Source organism: Paenirhodobacter sp. (assembly GCF_047600745.1).
GTDB lineage: Bacteria > Pseudomonadota > Alphaproteobacteria > Rhodobacterales > Rhodobacteraceae > Rhodobacter.
In genome coordinates this window covers 1-16861 of record NZ_JASGKI010000005.1, presented here as the reverse complement: position 1 = coordinate 16861, position 16861 = coordinate 1, and the positions used below count along the sequence as shown (strand labels likewise).

Below are 16861 nucleotides of genomic sequence, written 5' to 3'. Positions count from 1 at the left end.
CTTGGATAAGGGGGGCTTAATGGATGCGGCCGGCAAGCGCCTGCCGGACCTCGGTACTGGCTTGCAGGGCGCCCAGAACGGTGATCGAACCGATGACCGCGGCGGCAAGCTCCGGCGCCACGTCGGGCGCGATCCGCGCCAGGCCGACCACCTTGACATGCAGCACCTCACCCGCATCGCGCAGGGCTTCCAACTCGGCGCGGCTGTAGTCGCGCAGGCCCAGTTCCATCGTGTTGCGCTGGATCGAGCGGCTGACGACCTCGCCGTGACTGTCCAACTGGTTGCGGATCGCGGTGCGGATGAAGTCGCTGCGGTTCGAATAGAACCCCTCCTGCACCAGCAGGTCGATCCGCCCGAGATCGACGAAGCCCAGATTCAGGGTGATCTTTTCGCTGTCAGGCGTTTTCTCTCGCAGCGTGCGTGCGGGCGTCATGGCGATTCTCCATCCGTGTGGATGGTATATGGATGCCATATGGCAGCTTTCAAGTCCACCGCAGCGAAATTACCGCTAGCCGCAGGGCGGGCGCTGGCCGTCGTGGCGACGTTGCAGGAAGAAACGAAGACCGATGGCGCCCTGACCAAGCTGCCGACAAGGCGGCCTGAGAAGCGGAAAGGCGATGGCGGAGGGAACCTTGCCCGAACGGGACTACCTGGACACCCCGCCACCATCGAATTCTTCCACGCCTTTTCAACATGTTAAGGCGTAATTCCGAAACATTCGCCGGACGCCCTCGTAATCCGGCCTCTCCCGCCCCATATGTATCGGGCATATCTTGTTTTCGGACTCCTGTTCCTTCTGGCTCAGCATTCGATCTTCAGCTTTGCCAGGCCGCCGCATGATGCGGGCGGCACCAGATGGAAGGAATGTCACGATGGCCAACGGCACCGTGAAATGGTTCAACTCTACCAAAGGCTTCGGCTTCATTGCCCCTGAGAACGGCTCGAAGGACGTCTTCGTCCATATCTCGGCGCTGGAGCGCGCGGGCCTTCGCGGCCTGAACGACGGCCAGGCCGTCACCTATGACCTGGAGCGCGACCGTCAGGGACGCGAATCGGCGGCGAATCTCGTTCTCGCCTGACCTTCAGGGTCGGAACTCCTGAAAGCGGGTCGGCGCCGTGCCAGACCCGCTTTCCTTCGAGCCGGATGGGCGCCGCAGGCGCACCCGGCTCCAATCTTTCAGAAAGACAACGGTTTGATCGAAATCCACTGGGGGGAGCCCCTGTCCTTTATCATGTCGCCCAAGGGCGATGTTCAGACATTCAGCACGATCGAGCAGGCAAGATACTGGCTGCGCAAGAGATGGCCCGTTTCCGACGATGCCCGTCAGCGCGCGCTGGTTCACGTCGAAGCGGCCATGGACTGCCTGACACCCATCGCGACCGCCCGCCGGGCCTTCATCGCGGCGGCGCAAAGCGCGGGCTTCGTCGCGCAACCGCAGCTCCGCGCTGCCTGAAACGCCGCGGGTCATCCGGGCCGGATTGCCCTGGCGCCGCCCTCAGTCATCAGACAAGGGTGCACCGCCGCCGGAACGCGATCCAGAGCATCGCGATGCCCGAAAGGCCCGTTCAGACCGGAAAGCGGTGAAGCCTTTCTTTCTACCGGATAACGGGCTCCATTCCCTCACCCTTCGCTCCGGGTGGCAATCGGAGGCCCAACTTCGACCTCTTGCCCGCCCTCACCCGCCAGCGGCGGCAGCCGATCGACCGTAACCAGATCGGCCGGATCACCGGCCATGTTCGCCCCAGTTGCGGGCTGGCGCGATGGGCCGCATCGCCGACATGGACCAGCGCCGGGGCATAGGGCCGCCGCAATATGCCATGCGCAGAGCGGGCAGGCGTCATCTGGTCGTTGCGGGTGATGACCAGAGAGTCATGGCCTCGGCCCTCCAATCGTCCGGCGAGGCTTCGGGCCAGCATCGGCCAGAAGACCGACGTGATCAGGGTTGGATCGTCGGGCAGCCGCCCGATCGGCAGCCCCCCACCATGCGATCCGCGACCACAAGAGCCCGAACAGGTTGGCGCGATGGAAGGCCCGCCCCGGCGCAGCCGCGGGGGAACGCATATCCAGCCCCCGGTGCCCGGTTCCGGCGGCATCGCCATACATCCGCAGGATCGGGCCGGACAGCGCCCGCGCCCGGCAAGTCCAGCACGGCAAGGCCGACCGGCTGGCCCGAGCGACCGGGCGCGGCGCCTCGAAACACTCGAACAGTGTGACGTCATGGCCATCGGCGGCGGTCAGCAGTGCCGTGGCACCCCCCCGATCCCGGCACCGACGACCGCGATATTCAGTCCCATGGCGGCGGTCATTCCAAAGCGGCACCGGAAAGGCAAGCGGAGGGCCCACGGACGAGCAGGCGTCAAGCTTCCGTTCCATTGGGACAAGTTCACGCTTGTCGGCAATGGCATGTCGGGCAAGATGACCGAGCCACGCGCGGAGAGTTCCATGCGCCCCTGCCTGACCGCCCTCGCCCTGCTCTGGCTGCCGCTTTGGCCAGGTACAACGGCAAGGTGCTGATCTCCTGCGATACCGGCCATGGCGGCACTTGGAGCTCTGCATCGAGCCGGGGGATCCCCGGGGCAACGGCGCCTTCACCTATGCCTTCGGATCCAGCGGACAGCCGGACCTGACCCTGCGCGAGGCATTCTCAGTCGGCACCACCACGCCGTGGAGCGGCGTCGGCAGGGCGATCTGGGAAAGCGTCGGCTCCGCAACGATGGCCATGTCTACAAGGCATGGCACAGCGTGGACCGCCTGACGGAAGACCCAGCCCCGGAGGCCGGTGTAAATGTCCTGCTGGGCGCGGCGGCGGGTACCCTCCGGGATACTCTCGGGCCCTTCATGGTCCGGAACGGAATGAGCCTTCACGAACTGGCGAAGCTCTTGGGCCATACAACCGCCGCAATGTCGGCCAAGTATGTGCACCTTGAAAGCGCCGATGTGGTCGAGAAGGCACGCAAATTCATGCAAGGAAGGTAACAAAATGAACGACGTTGGCGGTTATGTGATCACCGCCCTCTGGGTGCTCGCGGCGTATATTGGGGCCAGTCCCGACCGGAGAGAGGGTGTCAAGCGGGCGCTCGGGTTTGAGGTTGAAACGGTATCTATGACGTGCGCAGTTCGGGCGCGGGAGTATTGGCACTTGCAGGGGCTCCTTAACGGGCTGGGCGAGGCGGACAGCTACATTAAGGACGCCATGCGCCCGCTTTTGGACCGCCCCGACACCAGCCCGTATGAGGCCATGCTTTTGCACAAAGCGTATGGTGTGGTGTGGAGCCGTCGCGACGAGGTTAAGACCGCCAACTCCATGGCTATGGTGGCCGCCACAAGCGGCGTTAGGCTCGGACCATGCCCCGCTGTAGACTAACGACACACTTTCGGCACACTCAGTCATGACCTACACGTCAACCTGAAAAACGAGCAGACAAGTCGTTGGTATTGGCTAGAAATTCCGGATACTGGCTTGGGTCCGAAAACGCGGCAAACTACTGCCCCAATATTTCGCCGACCTGATCGCCTAGGGCGCGATCGGCGCGCGCACGACCGAGAGCCAGATCCACCGCCAGCTTGCTTCGGGCCTGTCCTGCCCGGTGGGCTTCAGGAACGGCTCCGATGGCGGGGGCAGGTGGCGCTGGACGCGATCCGCGCGGCCTCGGCGCCGCAGTCCTTCCCGGCGATCACCCCTGAGGGCCGGGCAGCCACCCCCACCGCGACCGGCAACCCGGACTGCCATGTCGTCCTGTGCGGCGGCGGGCCGAACTACGGGCCAGCGGCGGGCGGCATGAACCCGGGCGGGGACCTCGCTTTCGGGCTTGGCCCGGGCCGCAATCATGGTCACAATGCGTTTCTGACCTGAAGGCGAAAGAAAGCGATGAAGGCCGCGCGACGAACCATCTGAATGCCGCCCCGCGCAGGATGCCGGGGCATGGGCGCGGGGCCAGCAGGCCATCGCGCGGTTTCTGCCTGTGCAAGCGGGCATGACACGAACCATTCAGAGAGCGTCACATGAACAACTTCTTCGAAAGCCCCTTCCGGGGCATCACCCTGGACAAACAGGTCACCAACCCCAACATCATCGTCGGCCGCTACAGCTATTATTCGGGCTATTACCACGGCCACGGCTTCGACGATTGCGCCCGCTACCTGCTGCCCGACGAAGGCGCGGACCGGCTGATCATCGGCAGTTTCTGCTCGATCGGCTCGGGCGCGGCTTTCATCATGGCGGGCAATCAGGGCCACCGGAACGACTGGATCAGCAGCTTTCCCTTCTACTGGATGCCCGAGGTGCCCGCCTTCGCCGGCGCCGCGAACGGCTATCAGCCCGCGGGCGACACCGTGATCGGAAATGATGTCTGGATCGGCTCCGAGGCGATCCTCATGCCCGGCGTCAGGATCGGCGACGGCGCGGTGATCGGCACCCGCGCCCTGGTCACCCGCGATGTCGAGCCCTATGCGATCGTCGGCGGCAACCCGGCCAAGGTGATCCGCAAGCGTTTCGACGACCGGCTGATCGGCCTGCTGCTGGAGATGCGCTGGTGGGACTGGTCCGACGAGCAGTTACATTCCGCCATGCCCGTGCTGACCAGCGGCGAGGTCGAGAAGCTGCACAGGCATTGGCTGGAAAACATCCGGGCCGCATGACAAAAGGCGCCCGCCCCACCTAATTATACCCTCAGCAATTGATCTGGAAATGTCATCTCTAAGCGTTTGAAACTTTTCCGATCCGATCTCGCGAGATACATGTAAATGAGAGTAGTTTCCAAACACGCCTTGCCCCGTCGGCCCCTGGCATATAAAGGCCAGCCATAGTAGAGCCGTTATTATAGAGAGTGCGATTAGGACTCCGTAAAGTTCCATTTCTCCACCCGAGATTTCAGTAGATTTAGCGTCGCCTGGCCTATTGTAGCTGACATTTTCTGTTACCTGCAGGAAACTTTAAGAATTACTGAAGCCGCCAGGTTTATTACTTGCTTTGCCTTTGAGTAATTTTCCATCAATTCAATGTTGTGATCCTTGGATCTCGATCAAACAGAAATTACTGGTGTCGCCTTTATATCCGTTCCACCGTAAGAATAATTGTCGCAAACAATGGCGTTTTGGTATGATATGCACCCTCCTCCTATTGAGGTGGTGCATCTAAATAGACTTGTTGATCCCCATTTGCCGTCGGCAACTTCACTTCTTAAGTCTTGGGCCCACATGAAATATTCGTCCGGACCTATCTGGCTTAGGACGCCATCGCTCGATATAATCAAAATTATGTATAATTCCGGATTATCCCCCACCGGCACCAATCCGTACTTCAACAGTTCTCCGCTTTCTGAGTTTCGGTTAAAATTTAATGATAAAACTTGCGATATATCTCCAGTTAATAAAGTATCCTCATATCCAGAAAATGGATGGATCATAAACTTCCAGCCTGGGTGAAAATCAGGACAAAACTCGATGGCATCGCTCGAAGTTACTTCAAGAACAAGCTCAGCAACTTCTTGTGCACAAGAAGCTGCTGTATCTAAATTAATCTGGTCACCGCCTAACACCTTGCTGCTGCCAGCTATTACGGACAAAAGAGCGCCTGTCGCAATGACAAGTGAATGGCCTGGCCGAAAAGGCATGAGGATATTATAAATTCGGCATTTCACTGTTATAGATCCTCCATGGCTTCTATAGATTACTGAATTTACACACTTCACGTAAAATATATTACTACCTTTATATTTATATTGGTCGAGTATATCTGTCAACGGCGGTGCAAAACCAGGCCAGTTGGTGAGGATATGCGCTATGGCGCGCGCTTCCCACATAGCTGGCGCGTGCCATGGCGCACCGGCCCGTCAGGGCCAATTGTCGTCATGGGCCCAATGCGGATGCGCGGCGGTCATACTCGATGGCGAAGACCAGATCGCCGCCGGGCACCAGCGCCTTATAGATCATGCGGACCAGCCGGTCGAAATCCGCGACTTAGTGGAGGGTCAATGCACTGTAGACCAGATCGAACGCCGCTTCGGGCAGGTCGAGCCTGTCCAGATCGGCGATGCGGTGGTCGATGGCCGGACCCGAGGTCTCCACCCACGCGATCATGTTCTGCGCCATGCCTGCCCCCATGTATAATGCCCCACATTGGCCACGACATGCAGGATGCGTTTCATGGCCGATCCTCTCGCGCCTGATGGCGGGCCTGCAACCAGGCGCGATAGCGGCGGCTGCGCCAGATTGTCCTGATCTGGTCGCAGGCCACCACGCCGGGCACCCAGGCGCGGGGCGTCGGCGGCTTGCCCGCACCCATGCGGCGCAATTGCCGTTTCGCCAGCGCCATTGTGGCCAGGCTCGCCAGCGGGCGGCTTTTCCAGCGCATCACCGGCACATCGGCCACCGCCTCGCCCGCGCGCCAGCGGTTCGGCAGATCGGGCGCCCAGGCCAGTGCCTGCGCAAGGCCGACCATGGCGACGCCGGGGCGACCGTCCTCGGGGGCAAGCGCCGCCTCGGTCGTGGCGCGGCGGCGGATGCCGCCGGTCACCAGCACCGGCATCTGCGCCACCGCCACCACGTCGCGGGCGAAATCGACGAAATAGGCCTCGCGCGCCACGGTGCTGGCGGCGGCGGGGCGGCCGTGCATGGCGGGGCTTTCGTAGCTGCCACCCGACAGCTCGACCAGATCGACGGGCAGATCGTTCAACATCCGCACCACGGCGACCGCATCCTCGGCCCCGAAACCGCCCTTCTGGAAATCCGAGGAGTTCAGCTTCACCCCGACCCCGAAGCCGGGCGAGACCCGCGCGCGCACCGCCCGGACGATCCCGACCAGCAGCCGGGCGCGGTTCTCCGGGCTGCCGCCCCATTCGTCCGTCCGCAGATTGGTCATCGGCGACAGGAACTGGCTGAGCAGGTAACCATGCGCCGCGTGGATCTGCACGCCATCGAAGCCCGCCTGTTCGGCCAGCGCGGCAGTGTCGGCAAAGCGGGCGATCACCGCTTCGATCTCGGCCCCGGTCATGGCGCGGGGCTTCGCGAACAGGCGCGAGGCGCCCTCCATCCGCATCGGCACCGCTGACGGCGCAATGGCCTCGGGCGTCGTCCGGGCAAAGACCTGACGGCCGGGATGGTTGATCTGCATCCACAGCCGCGCCCCGCTCACGCGCCCCGCCGCCCAGTCCCGGAACGGCCCCAGCGGCTGGCTCGCGTCGAGGATCACCCCGGCGGGCCCGGTCACCGCGTCGGGCGCGACCATGACATTGCCGGTGATGATCAGCCCTGTGCCGCCTTCCGCCCATTGCCGGTAGAGCCGGCGCAGGCTTTCCCCCGGCAGGTGGCGCAGGTCGGCCATGTTCTCCTCCATCGCCGCCTTGGCGATGCGGTTCGGAATGGTCTGGCCGTTCGGCAGCGTTAGCGGCTGGAACAGCGGAGATTGGGGGTGATCCGGCATGCGGCGCGATCCTTTTCCATCGTGACGCATCGGGATATAGGGCTTGAACCTACCACTACTTTGGCAGAAGTGTATTTTCAGGATTCCCAAGAGTCACTTGCGGTGATTCATAGAGTGCCAGCTTGTGGAGGCTGGCGATGGCGGATGATTGGCGGGACGATCTGGCGGAGTGGCTTCGTCCCTTTGTGGCAACATTGGGCGATCGTCGCAGGGCGCGGATGTGTCCGGCTTACGTTGAGGGGCTGATTGGTCCTGGCGATCGCAAGAGCGTGCAGCCCATGGCGATGCGTTCGCCCGGGATTGGCTATGATCAACTTCATCATTTTATTGGTGCCGCGCTGTGGGACAGCGCGCCGCTGGAGAAGGAACTGTGCCGGCAGGCAGACGCCTTGGTTGGTGGCAGCGATGCCTGGCTGATTATTGATGATACCGCGTTGCCCAAGAAGGGGCGTGCCTCGGTTGGGGTCGCACCGCAATACGCGTCGGCGCTCGGCAAGAACGCCAACTGCCAGACCCTTGTGTCGGTGACGCTGGCATCAGGCGAAGTGCCCGTGATGATCGGGCTTCGGCTGTTTCTGCCCGAGAAGCTGGACCAGTGATACGGCGCGCATGGATCGGGCAAAGGTTCCTGACGAGGCGCGCACCTACCGTACCAAGCCGGAGATCGCATTGGCCGAGATCGACCGTGTGCGCAGCGCAGGTGCGCGCTTTGGCGGCATCCTGGCCGACGCCGGCTATGGCCTGTCTGGCCCGTTCCGGCAGGCGCTCACCGAGCGTGGACTGACCTGGGCCGTGGGCATCCCTCACAAGCAGAAGGTCTACCCGGCCAACGTTGCCCTGATCTTCCCGATCGCCGGTCGCGGGCGACCGCGTAAGAACCATGTCCCCGATGTCCCATCTCGTCCGGCGCAGGAGATACTTGAGAAGGCGAAGTGGCAGGCCGTGAGTTGGCGGCGCGGCACGAAAGGCAAGCTCTCAGCCCGGTTCGCTGCCATGCGTGTCCGCGTCGCCGACGGACCGCCGCAGCGCATTGGCAATCTTGGCCAGCAGCATCTGCCCGGCGAGGAGGTCTGGCTGGTCGGCGAGCACCGTTCCACCGGCGAGCGCAAATACTACCTCAGCAACCTGCCGGCCGACACACCGCTCAAGAAACTGGCCGGGGCCATCAAGGCCCGTTGGGTCTGTGAGCAAGCCCATCAGCAGCTCAAGGAAGAGTTGGGCCTTGACCACTTCGAGGGCCGATCATGGCAGGGCCTGCACCGACATGCGCTCATGACCATGATCGCGTTCTCCTTCCTGCAAGCCCGACGCCTGAAGGCAGCGGGTGGGAAAAAAAAGGGCCCCAGCTCCCCCGCCGCAACCGAGCCTACCAGCTATCAGGCAGACGATCTTGATCCAGCTCAGTCAGCCGCCGCCCAACTGTCCCCACTGCCGTAGGAAGTGGCGAAAAATACTCAACAAACTTCTGCCAAAGTAGTGCTAGGTTCAAGGTCAAGAGGGCGCCATGAAGATCGGCGAGATCGCGAAAGCAGCGGGGGTGACCACCTCGCGCATCCGCTTCTACGAAAAGCGCGGCATCATCGCACCCGCCACGCGCGGCGCGAACGGCTATCGCGACTACCCCGAGGAACTGGTCGCGCTCCTGCGCTTCATCGAACAGGCGCAAGGGCTGGGCTTCACCCTGCGCGAGATCGCCAGTGTCGAGGTCCGCTCCGGCCAGCACCCGATCCCCTGCGACGAGGCGATCCGCCTGCTGAGCGCAAAGAGCGATGCGGTGGACGTGCTGATCGCCGAAGCGAAGGAGCGTAAGCGCAGGATCGACACGCTGATCGGGGAGTTGCGGAGAAGCCAGGAGGGCGCGGCGCCTGCGTCGCCACCGCAAACCCACCAAGGGGATGGGCTTCGGCGTTGATAGCCGGGGAAGTGACGGCGTGTCGTCATCGAGACCAGGGACACCGTGACCGAAAGCCCACCCCTCTCGCCCGGCTGCATGGTCAGGACGGCGTGGCAGGTCAGTTCCAGCTCATCCATGGAGCGCACGACGAAGGCGGCTTCATCGAACGGGGCATGGGCACGCTGCAACCCGGCGGCAATCTCGCGCAGCAGCGCCAGATTGAAGACGTCCTTGAAGGCCGTGCTGCTCATGTCGCTTACGCCCCCCCTGCCGCCTTACCTGTTCGCACGGAGAGGGCAGACCGTGACGGACTGATCCGATGACCGATGCCGTCACGCGGCCTTCAGCCGTTCCATCGCGAAATCCGCGCGTGCTTCGATCCCCGCCAGCGGCAGTTCGTTGATCTGGTAGCCCAGCCGGGTATAGGTCTCCGCCATGACCCGGCCCGTCGCTTCGGCCTCCTGCCGGTCCTGCTTGCGCTCCGTGTCCTGCGCAAAGATGGCGCCCCAATATGGGGCCAGGAAAACCCGCTTGTTGTAGGGGTGGAGCCTCGCCGCCGTCTCGATATGCGCCGGAACAGGCAGACCACAGAGCGTCAGGTAGCCGACGACATCGGGTATGCCGCGATCCATCAGGACGGGGACATCCATCGCCAGCGCCTCGCGCCACGAACGCAGATCCCATCCCAGCATGAGCTCGGCGAACAGCGCCCGATCCGCCCATGGCAGGGCCGATCCGCCGATCCTGACCTGATCCTGAATGATGGCCCGACCCGCCTCGGGCATGGCGCGGACGCCCCGCCGGGTCAGGGCGTCGATCAGGCTACTCTTGCCGGAGCCGGGGCCACCGGTCACGACGAACATATGATCCGACATGGGCGCACTCTAGGAATTACAGGTCAGGCAGGGTAGGCAGGGTAGGCACCACGGTTGGATTGCGGATCGGCGATCCAGCCTTCCGATGGGTCCACGTCGCTCGGCGCGCCATATCCCCGGTCCCGTTGCGTCCAGGCCCAAGCGGCCTGAACCGCACAAAGCAGCGCATCGAGACGATCGCCTGCAGGATCATCGGCAATATCGCGACCCGAGCGAACCACAAAGCCATACGGGTTTCCAGCCTGTGTCAGCCATTCCAGAATGCCGAGGCGTTTCGTGTGCTGCGTTTTGGTCTGTCTCTTCGGGTTATCGCTTTTGTAGTTGTTCTTGTCCCCCACAAGGTTCCGAACGGCAGCGCCCGGATAGGCTTCGACGATGATCCGGGATCTGTCACCGTCTTCCTTCAGATGCGGAATCATGGCGGGGCAGTTCAGCAGGCGGGGCGCACCTTCGGCATACATCCGGCCGACCGGCACGAAATCAATTTTCATCGGGCTGACACCACCGCACAACACGTCCGTCGCTAGAAAGTATTCCTTGTCACCATAGGGACGCGCCGCCTTGAAGGCCCTGAGTTCCTCGCAAAAGCGGCGCTTTCCGAGTTCGGCCACATGGCGGGTATAGCCCGCCCACGACTCGGGCCAACCGATCCTCTCGATGAACCGGCGCGGCTGACCAAAGGGAAAGTCGATCCCGGCAATCCATTCGCCTTCGCCGTGAAGGAATGCATCGAACCCGGCAAAGGAAGGCCATGGGATCTCATCGACGAGACATAGTTCACCGCCCTCGAACCGGCAGTGCACGCATGTCAGCGGCTTCTTCCCGCTGGGGCTGCTGGTGAAGTCGATGCCATAGATATCCACCCGTTTCCTTCCTTTCATCGTCAATTCGTCGGACGCTCAAGGCAATGCCGCACCTTGCCACATCATCAGGGCCGGCAGCTCATGCCGGGCGAAACAGTTCGCGGTGCATCCGGGGCTGGCAGCGCAGGTATTGCGGCGCGGCGGGCACCTGCGCGCCCAGATGCGCCGCCGCGTGCCAGGGCCAGCGGGGATCGTAAAGGATCCCGCGCGCCAGGGCCACCATGTCGGCGTCACTCGTCGCCACGATGGATTCGGCGTGGTCGAAATCGGTGATCAGCCCCACCGCCACCACCGGCATGTCAACCGCCGCCTTGACCGCGCGGGCCAGCGGCACCTGATAGCCGGGGCCGATCGGGATCTGCTGCCGCGGGTCCAGCCCACCGCTGGAGACATGGATCGCCGCACAGCCCCGCGCCTGCAACTCCCGCGCAAAGGCGATGGTCTGCGCGATGTCCCAGCCGCCCTCGACCCAATCCGTGCCCGACACCCGGACCGAGACCGGGTAATCCGCCGGGACAACCGCCTTCACCGCCTCGAACACTTCCAGCGGGAAGCGCATCCGGTTTTCAAGGCTGCCGCCATGGGCATCCTCGCGCCGGTTCGACAGCGGCGAGAGGAACTGATGCAGCAGGTAGCCATGCGCGGCATGGATCTGGATCGCGTCGAAACCCAGCCGCAGGCTGCGCCGGGCGGTCGCGGCGAAGGCGTCGCGGATGCGCTCCATGTCCCCCTTGCCCAGTGCCTCGGGCGGGTTTTCACCGGCGCTGAAGGGCAGCGCGGTCGGGGCGACGGTCTGCCAGCCGTTCGGCTGCCCGGGCGGGATCTGCGCTCCGCCCAGCCAGGGCTTCCCGGTCGAGGCCTTGCGCCCGGCATGGGCCAGCTGGATCGCCACCGGAATGTCGGACCACCGCCGGATCGCCTGCATGACCGGGACCATGGCCGCCTCGGTCGCCTCGTCCCACAGGCCGGTATCGGCATGGGTGATGCGCCCCTCGGGGCTGACCGCCGTGGCTTCGATGGTCAGCAGCCCCGCGCCGGAAAGCGCAAGCTGGCCGTAATGGATCATGTGCCAGTCGGTCATCCGGCCATCCTCGGCCGAATACTGGCACATGGGCGCGATGACCACGCGGTTCGGCATCGAGAGGCTGCCGGAGGTGATCGGGGTGAAGAGCTGGCTCATACTGCGGCTCCGTCCGGGAGGGTTGCGGTTTACGGGGCAACCTAGCGGATCGGCCACGGTTTCGGAAGCACGGCAGAGGGCAAGGTTTAAGCCGCAGGCGGTATCGGCACGCCGGTGTTCCGGGCACCCGAGGGTTCTCAGGTGTTTGCAGCGCATGACGGCTTCCCGCCCATGCCGCCTCTCCTCATCCATTGATCTGCGGCATGAGGCTATTGCGGATCTCCTGCCCATCCCGGCCCGGGGGGCGATCCGAACAGGCGGCGATATTCCCAACTGCGACGGGCTTCTCATAGCCGATCCGGGCATGATCGGAAAACAGCAGGCGACGGGCCTTCTGATACTGCACCGGCGTCATCGCCGTGACCGCCTTGAAGTGGCGGTGGAAGGTCGCGGGGCCCATCCCGGCGAGCCGCTGCACGTTCAACGGATCCGCGAAGCCCGCGCGGATACAGGCGCATGGCGCGGCCGATCCGCACCATGCGCCTGTCCGCACGGCCGATCTGGCGCGGCGCCCGCCCCATCGGCCCGTTCAGCAAGAGCCAGGTGCTCTCCTGCCGGACCAGCCGCGCCGGGATCGCAATGTCGCGCAGCCGGTCGCACAGGGCCAATATGGCCCTGCCCAGGCGTTGAGTTGCCCGGAGGATCTCATACGGGCTGTGGCGGCAAGACAGTCCTCCCGCCAAAGGTGAGCGTTGCTGCGGATCGGGGGCGGCGCCGCCGGATCACAGTGTGACAGGGCCTCGTGTCGAAGGCACCGTCGCCGGTGACGGTGCCGATCTGTTCCTCCTCCGGAATCTGGTCGTGCAGGTGGGGCAACATGGGGATGTCTGTTGCTGGGGGTGGGCTCCATCGCATGGATGTCACCGGCGGCGGTGGGTGCCGTGCTTGCGTGCCAACCATTCCCCATCGCCGAGGAACTTGATTCCGGGGCTGTCGACCAGCAGGCCCGGAGCACGGCGGCTCGACACCTGCACCTTGATGGTTCTCTGTCGGCGGCTCAGAGAGGAAAACTCCAGAACCGGCCAGGCGCTTGATGCCCTCGCCGAAGATACAGAGGATCTCACTGTCAATCATGGCCTCCAGACCGCCGATCGCGGTCCATGATGCCTGGTCCTGTACCCGTTCCACCTTCGCAATATTCTGATCCAGTGTCGTTCGACGGCCTTGTCGAAGCCGCAGGATTTCCCGGCGTCTGCGCATGGTATCCACGTCGTTTGGATTGACTTCGCAGCGAGGATGAACCAAGTCTTGGTCCAGGTCATATATGGAGTCTTCCGATGGGAATGCAGATGAACATCGCCGAGGCGAAGGCGAAACTGTCCGAACTGATCAGCGCCGCCGAGCAGGGCGAGGAAGTGGTCATCGCGCGCGGCGGCCATCCCGTGGCCCGCCTGGTGCCCATCCATCGCTCCACCGTGCGCATCGGCATCGGCGATGGGCTGGTCAGCCGGGTGCCGGACTTCCTGACGCCGATGTCGGAGGGTGAGTTGAAGGACTGGGAATGACGGTCGTTCTTCTCGACACCCATGCCTTCGTCTGGAGCCTGTTCCTGTCCTCGGCCCTGAGCCCGGCGGCGCGAGAGGCGATCGAGGGCGCTCATACCGTTTTCGTGTCCCCGATCAGCTTCTACGAGATCACGCAGAAACACCGGATCGGGAAATGGCCGGAGCTGGACCCCGTTATCGACCGGCTTCTTCCGCTCTGGGAACGGCATGGCAGTCAGCCGGCACCCTATGGTGCCGAGATTGCGTTTCTGGCCGGATCAATGCTCTGGGAGCATCGCGATCCGTTCGACCGTATGATCGCCGCGACAGCTATGGCGCTCGCCTGTCCACTGATCTCCAAGGACACGGCCTTCGACGACCTGAACGGACGTTCCGGCTGGCATGGCCGGATCTGGTAGGGGCATTCGCGAACGGCCGGTCAGGAAATGCGCGTTCCAGCGTCCCCTTGGCCCTCGCTCGGGCGCGTTCCGCCGCACCTTTACGAACCCGCGATCCGTGGCGAGGAATCGTTCCCGCATCGGCACGTCGATCCTTTGCTGTCCGCCGTGGCCTGCACGGCCCAGCAGTTTGGCATGGGCGGCAAGATCACGGGGGAGCGGCGCGGGGCGTTCCGCCGTTACCTTCCTGGCCTGTCCTCGACGACCGGCCCCATCCTCCGGCCCGGCATCGCCGCTCCGGGCAGGTGCTCCAGCACCAGCGAGCGGTCGCCTGGAAGGATCAGCCGGTTCCAGACCAGAAGCATCTGGCGCTGATCGCGGGGAAGGTTCGCATCACCTTCCGCGCGTTCGCTTGTCGGCGCGGGTTTGCGCGATGTGTGGCACGGGGGCGCTGGCCTTGAAGAGGGTCGGATCGCCTTGTTCACAGGTCGGGATCTGTCCGCGGGGATGCGACGCCAGATGCGTGGGTGCTTCATCTCGGCGAAGCTGCGTAGGGCTGGCCGGGTTCTTCCAGCGCCCAGCGGACGCGCATGTCCCCGGCCCTGGTCGGGGGATTGCGCGAATGCGGTGATAGCGGAGGGGCATCGGCGGGCTCCTGCGCCTGGGACTTGATCTCCGGCTGAACCAGCTTCGCGAGCTTGTGCAGCGACTCCTGCCAGCCGAGATAGCAGGCGTCAGCGGGGATCAGGTCCGGCACGCCCTTCTGCTCGATGAAGAGCTCGGTGCCGACCGAGACCGGTTTCAGATCCACGGCGACCGTCATTTCGCCCGGCATATCGGGATCGTCGAAGCGGTCGGTATAGACGAGGCGCCGGCCCGGGATCAGTTCGAGGTAGCTGCCGCCGAAGGCATGGCTGTGGCCGGTGGTGAAGTTGCGAAACGACATCCGGTGCCGGCCGCCGACCTTTGCCTCCAGCTCGTGGACGGTGCAGAGAAAGCCCCAGGGCGGCAGCCAGCTTGCCACCGCGTCGGGCTCGATGAAGGCGCGGTAGAGTTTTTCGGGCGGGGCCGCGATGACGCGGTGCAGCCGGATCGTGCAGGGCATGGTTTCCTCCTTGATTACCTTGGATATTCCAGTTGCATGGCCACCACATCGGTGGTCCTTGCGCCGTAACGCGCGGCGATCGCAGCAAGGGTCCGGCCGAGGGCTTCGGCGGGCTATCGGGAAGGTGGGGGCGCGCCTCCCGTCCGTCCGCACCCCGGTGGTCGGGGATGATGTGGATGCCGTGCCGGGTCTCGACCGTGCCGCCTGGCTCGTCACCGTCGGGGGCCAGATCCGCGACCAGGCATCGGCCACCAGCGCCAGCGAGACATCATCCACGCCCGGCGCGCGGGCGATACCCGGTTCCTCATGGTTCCAGAAGGCCAGCCGGTTGGCAAGCACCATCGCCGCGAAAGGCCGGGTCAGCGCGAAGGCCAAGGATCACCACGCCCTTCCGGGCCTGGCCTTGCAGCCAGCCTGTCACCGCCGGTTCATGGCGGGGACGATCACATGATCGGCGCCCCGGGAATGCGCTGCGTCGAAGGCGGCGATGGTCATGTCGGGCTGCACGGTCAGCGCGGGAAACAGCCGCAGCGGGCCGGGGCCGGTGGCAAGCGACACCGCATCGGCGCGTTTCAGGAGCAGGTCATCGGTGGTCCCGGTCGCATCGTTGAGGCCGACGATGGCGAGGGGCGCTTCGGCTTCAGCGCTGCGAGCAGGGCGTCGGTCTCCGCCTGCGGCACCGGCGGGGCCAGCGCCACGGATGCGGGCGGCCAAACCCCGCCGCCGAGAGAGCGCCCAGCCCCAGGACGGCCCCGAGGCAACGCAGCGGTACAGGGCGGTCGGATCGCTCATGCCGGTTCCTCCTTCCCCGCGGTGGCCGTGTCGCGATGAGGCAAGCATAGCAAAGCGACCGGCTGGCAGGGAACTGGCCCCCATTTCGACCGGACACCCAGGCCAGAAGATGGAGGCCTGAGCATGTGCTTATGGCTAACGCAGAGATTCACCGACGGCGGCCGCCGTCGCCGCTGGAGGGTGGCGGAGAAGCTGCGGATCGTCGAGGAGACGCTGGAGGATCACGCCCGCATTTCGGTCGTCGCGCGGCGCAATGGCGTGGCGCCGAACCTGTCGTATCGTTGGCGTGGAGCGTCGCCCGTTCAGGTTCTGCAATTCCAGGGCATGAGTGCGTCGAGATTGGCGCCCGGCCATTGGTTTGCGATGCGGGTGAGGGTCTGGGTGAGCCAGGCGGTCGGATCGACGCTGTTCATCCGGCAGGTTTGCAGAAGGGGGGCGATGGTTGCCCATGTGCGGCCACCACCATCTGACCCGGCGAACAGGTTGTTCTTCCGTGTGATCGTCTGGGGTCTGATGGCGCGCTCGGCGATGTTCGAGTCCAGTTCGACCAGGCCATCGGTGAGGAAGCGCTCGAAGAACTCGCGGCGGGAGATGGCATAGCGCATGGCCTCGGCCAGCTTCGATTTGCCGGAGATGCGCGGCAGGGTCTGCTGCCCAGAGCGTGAAAATCCCGGAGACGATGGGGGCCGATACGGTCTGGCGCGCCGCGGCACGGGCCTCTGCCCCCGACAGTCGCCTCCAGCCTCCAGAACTCGGCCATCCGCCCAACCGTGGCGCTGGCGATCTCCGAGCTGCCGGCGGGAAGCTCATAGAACTTCCGCCTGCTGTGTGCCCAACACCCGGTCAGCC

Annotated in this window: 20 protein-coding genes and 5 pseudogenes; 12 read left to right on the top strand and 13 right to left on the bottom strand. The window is 64.2% G+C overall.

What is annotated here, in order from left to right; all coding sequences use genetic code 11:
• Positions 1-16 precede the first annotated feature (16 nt).
• Positions 17-433 carry a CopG family transcriptional regulator gene (locus tag QM789_RS18700; RefSeq protein WP_420353370.1) on the bottom strand — a complete coding sequence of 139 codons (417 nt, stop codon included), beginning with the start codon at positions 431-433 and terminating at the stop codon, positions 17-19.
• Between the two features lie 439 nt (positions 434-872).
• Between QM789_RS18700 and QM789_RS18695 the strand changes: the two genes are divergently transcribed.
• The 6 genes and pseudogenes from QM789_RS18695 (at position 873) to catB (ending at position 4639) form a co-directional block, all read left to right on the top strand.
• On the top strand, positions 873-1079 hold the full coding sequence (locus QM789_RS18695; RefSeq protein WP_420353369.1) for a cold-shock protein: 207 nt from the start codon (positions 873-875) through the stop codon (positions 1077-1079).
• A gap of 93 nt (positions 1080-1172) precedes the next feature.
• Positions 1173-1454, top strand: coding sequence for a DUF982 domain-containing protein (locus tag QM789_RS18690; protein WP_420353438.1), 282 nt, complete (start codon positions 1173-1175; stop codon positions 1452-1454).
• A 1527-nt stretch (positions 1455-2981) separates the two neighbouring features.
• Positions 2982-3365 (top strand): hypothetical protein, encoded by a 384-nt coding sequence (locus tag QM789_RS18685; protein WP_420353368.1) that lies wholly within the window; start codon positions 2982-2984, stop codon positions 3363-3365.
• 160 nt (positions 3366-3525) lie between these two features.
• Positions 3526-3570 (top strand): annotated as a pseudogene (locus QM789_RS18680) (hypothetical protein); the annotation flags it as partial.
• A 53-nt stretch (positions 3571-3623) separates the two neighbouring features.
• Positions 3624-3854 (top strand): hypothetical protein, encoded by a 231-nt coding sequence (locus QM789_RS18675; protein WP_420353367.1) that lies wholly within the window; start codon positions 3624-3626, stop codon positions 3852-3854.
• A 149-nt stretch (positions 3855-4003) separates the two neighbouring features.
• Positions 4004-4639, top strand: a complete 636-nt coding sequence (gene catB / locus QM789_RS18670) for a type B chloramphenicol O-acetyltransferase (protein WP_420353366.1) — start codon at positions 4004-4006, stop codon at positions 4637-4639.
• A 383-nt stretch (positions 4640-5022) separates the two neighbouring features.
• On the opposite strand, the gene QM789_RS18665 is transcribed toward catB, so the two are convergent.
• The 3 genes from QM789_RS18665 to QM789_RS18655 all read right to left on the bottom strand — a co-directional run bounded on the left by QM789_RS18665 (position 5023) and on the right by QM789_RS18655 (position 7421).
• A complete protein-coding gene (locus tag QM789_RS18665; RefSeq protein WP_420353365.1) occupies positions 5023-5802 on the bottom strand; it encodes a hypothetical protein in 780 nt (259 codons plus the stop codon).
• A gap of 157 nt (positions 5803-5959) precedes the next feature.
• Positions 5960-6091, bottom strand: coding sequence for a class I SAM-dependent methyltransferase (locus QM789_RS18660; RefSeq protein WP_420353364.1), 132 nt, complete (start codon positions 6089-6091; stop codon positions 5960-5962).
• A gap of 52 nt (positions 6092-6143) precedes the next feature.
• The gene (locus tag QM789_RS18655; RefSeq protein WP_420353363.1) at positions 6144-7421 is read right to left on the bottom strand and encodes an NADH:flavin oxidoreductase/NADH oxidase family protein; all 1278 of its coding nucleotides are present in this window, start codon (positions 7419-7421) and stop codon (positions 6144-6146) included.
• A gap of 137 nt (positions 7422-7558) precedes the next feature.
• On the opposite strand from QM789_RS18655, the pseudogene QM789_RS18650 reads away from it, so the two are divergent.
• Both QM789_RS18650 and QM789_RS18645 read left to right on the top strand, forming a co-directional pair.
• Positions 7559-8858 (top strand): annotated as a pseudogene (locus QM789_RS18650) (IS701 family transposase).
• Positions 8859-8925: 67 nt separating this feature from the next.
• A complete protein-coding gene (locus QM789_RS18645; protein WP_420353362.1) occupies positions 8926-9333 on the top strand; it encodes a MerR family transcriptional regulator in 408 nt (135 codons plus the stop codon).
• A 314-nt stretch (positions 9334-9647) separates the two neighbouring features.
• On the opposite strand, the gene QM789_RS18640 is transcribed toward QM789_RS18645, so the two are convergent.
• The 5 genes and pseudogenes from QM789_RS18640 to QM789_RS18620 all read right to left on the bottom strand — a co-directional run.
• Positions 9648-10190 (bottom strand): AAA family ATPase, encoded by a 543-nt coding sequence (locus QM789_RS18640; RefSeq protein WP_420353361.1) that lies wholly within the window; start codon positions 10188-10190, stop codon positions 9648-9650.
• A 23-nt stretch (positions 10191-10213) separates the two neighbouring features.
• The gene (locus tag QM789_RS18635) at positions 10214-11053 is read right to left on the bottom strand and encodes a DUF429 domain-containing protein (RefSeq protein ID WP_420353360.1); all 840 of its coding nucleotides are present in this window, start codon (positions 11051-11053) and stop codon (positions 10214-10216) included.
• A gap of 79 nt (positions 11054-11132) precedes the next feature.
• Positions 11133-12233 (bottom strand): NADH:flavin oxidoreductase/NADH oxidase, encoded by a 1101-nt coding sequence (locus QM789_RS18630; RefSeq protein WP_420353359.1) that lies wholly within the window; start codon positions 12231-12233, stop codon positions 11133-11135.
• 184 nt (positions 12234-12417) lie between these two features.
• The gene (locus tag QM789_RS18625) at positions 12418-12651 is read right to left on the bottom strand and encodes a hypothetical protein (protein ID WP_420353439.1); all 234 of its coding nucleotides are present in this window, start codon (positions 12649-12651) and stop codon (positions 12418-12420) included.
• A gap of 193 nt (positions 12652-12844) precedes the next feature.
• A pseudogene (locus QM789_RS18620) lies at positions 12845-13258 on the bottom strand (transposase); the annotation flags it as partial.
• Positions 13259-13522: 264 nt separating this feature from the next.
• On the opposite strand from QM789_RS18620, the gene QM789_RS18615 reads away from it, so the two are divergent.
• Both QM789_RS18615 and QM789_RS18610 read left to right on the top strand, forming a co-directional pair.
• Positions 13523-13738: a type II toxin-antitoxin system Phd/YefM family antitoxin gene (locus tag QM789_RS18615; protein ID WP_420353358.1), complete on the top strand. Its 216-nt coding sequence runs from the start codon at positions 13523-13525 to the stop codon at positions 13736-13738.
• The gene (locus QM789_RS18610) at positions 13735-14136 is read left to right on the top strand and encodes a type II toxin-antitoxin system VapC family toxin (protein ID WP_420353357.1); all 402 of its coding nucleotides are present in this window, start codon (positions 13735-13737) and stop codon (positions 14134-14136) included. The genes QM789_RS18615 and QM789_RS18610 overlap by 4 nt, the downstream gene beginning before the upstream one ends.
• A 218-nt stretch (positions 14137-14354) precedes the next feature.
• On the opposite strand, the gene QM789_RS18605 is transcribed toward QM789_RS18610, so the two are convergent.
• Together QM789_RS18605 and QM789_RS18600 are read right to left on the bottom strand one after the other, a co-directional pair.
• Positions 14355-14480 (bottom strand): hypothetical protein, encoded by a 126-nt coding sequence (locus QM789_RS18605; RefSeq protein ID WP_420353356.1) that lies wholly within the window; start codon positions 14478-14480, stop codon positions 14355-14357.
• A gap of 167 nt (positions 14481-14647) precedes the next feature.
• Entirely contained in the window at positions 14648-15220 is a 573-nt protein-coding gene (locus QM789_RS18600) for an SRPBCC family protein (RefSeq protein ID WP_420353355.1), read from the bottom strand.
• A 124-nt stretch (positions 15221-15344) separates the two neighbouring features.
• Here QM789_RS18600 and QM789_RS18595 point away from each other — a divergent pair, with 124 nt between their 5' ends.
• Entirely contained in the window at positions 15345-15671 is a 327-nt protein-coding gene (locus tag QM789_RS18595) for a hypothetical protein (protein ID WP_420353354.1), read from the top strand.
• On the opposite strand, the gene QM789_RS18590 is transcribed toward QM789_RS18595, so the two are convergent.
• Positions 15638-16012: a hypothetical protein gene (locus tag QM789_RS18590; RefSeq protein WP_420353353.1), complete on the bottom strand. Its 375-nt coding sequence runs from the start codon at positions 16010-16012 to the stop codon at positions 15638-15640. The two genes, QM789_RS18595 and QM789_RS18590, sit on opposite strands and share 34 nt — an antisense overlap.
• A gap of 131 nt (positions 16013-16143) precedes the next feature.
• Between QM789_RS18590 and QM789_RS18585 the strand changes: the two are divergent.
• A pseudogene (locus tag QM789_RS18585) lies at positions 16144-16300 on the top strand (transposase); the annotation flags it as partial.
• Positions 16301-16314: 14 nt separating this feature from the next.
• Here QM789_RS18585 and QM789_RS18580 read toward each other — a convergent pair.
• A pseudogene (locus QM789_RS18580) lies at positions 16315-16861 on the bottom strand (IS66 family transposase); the annotation flags it as partial.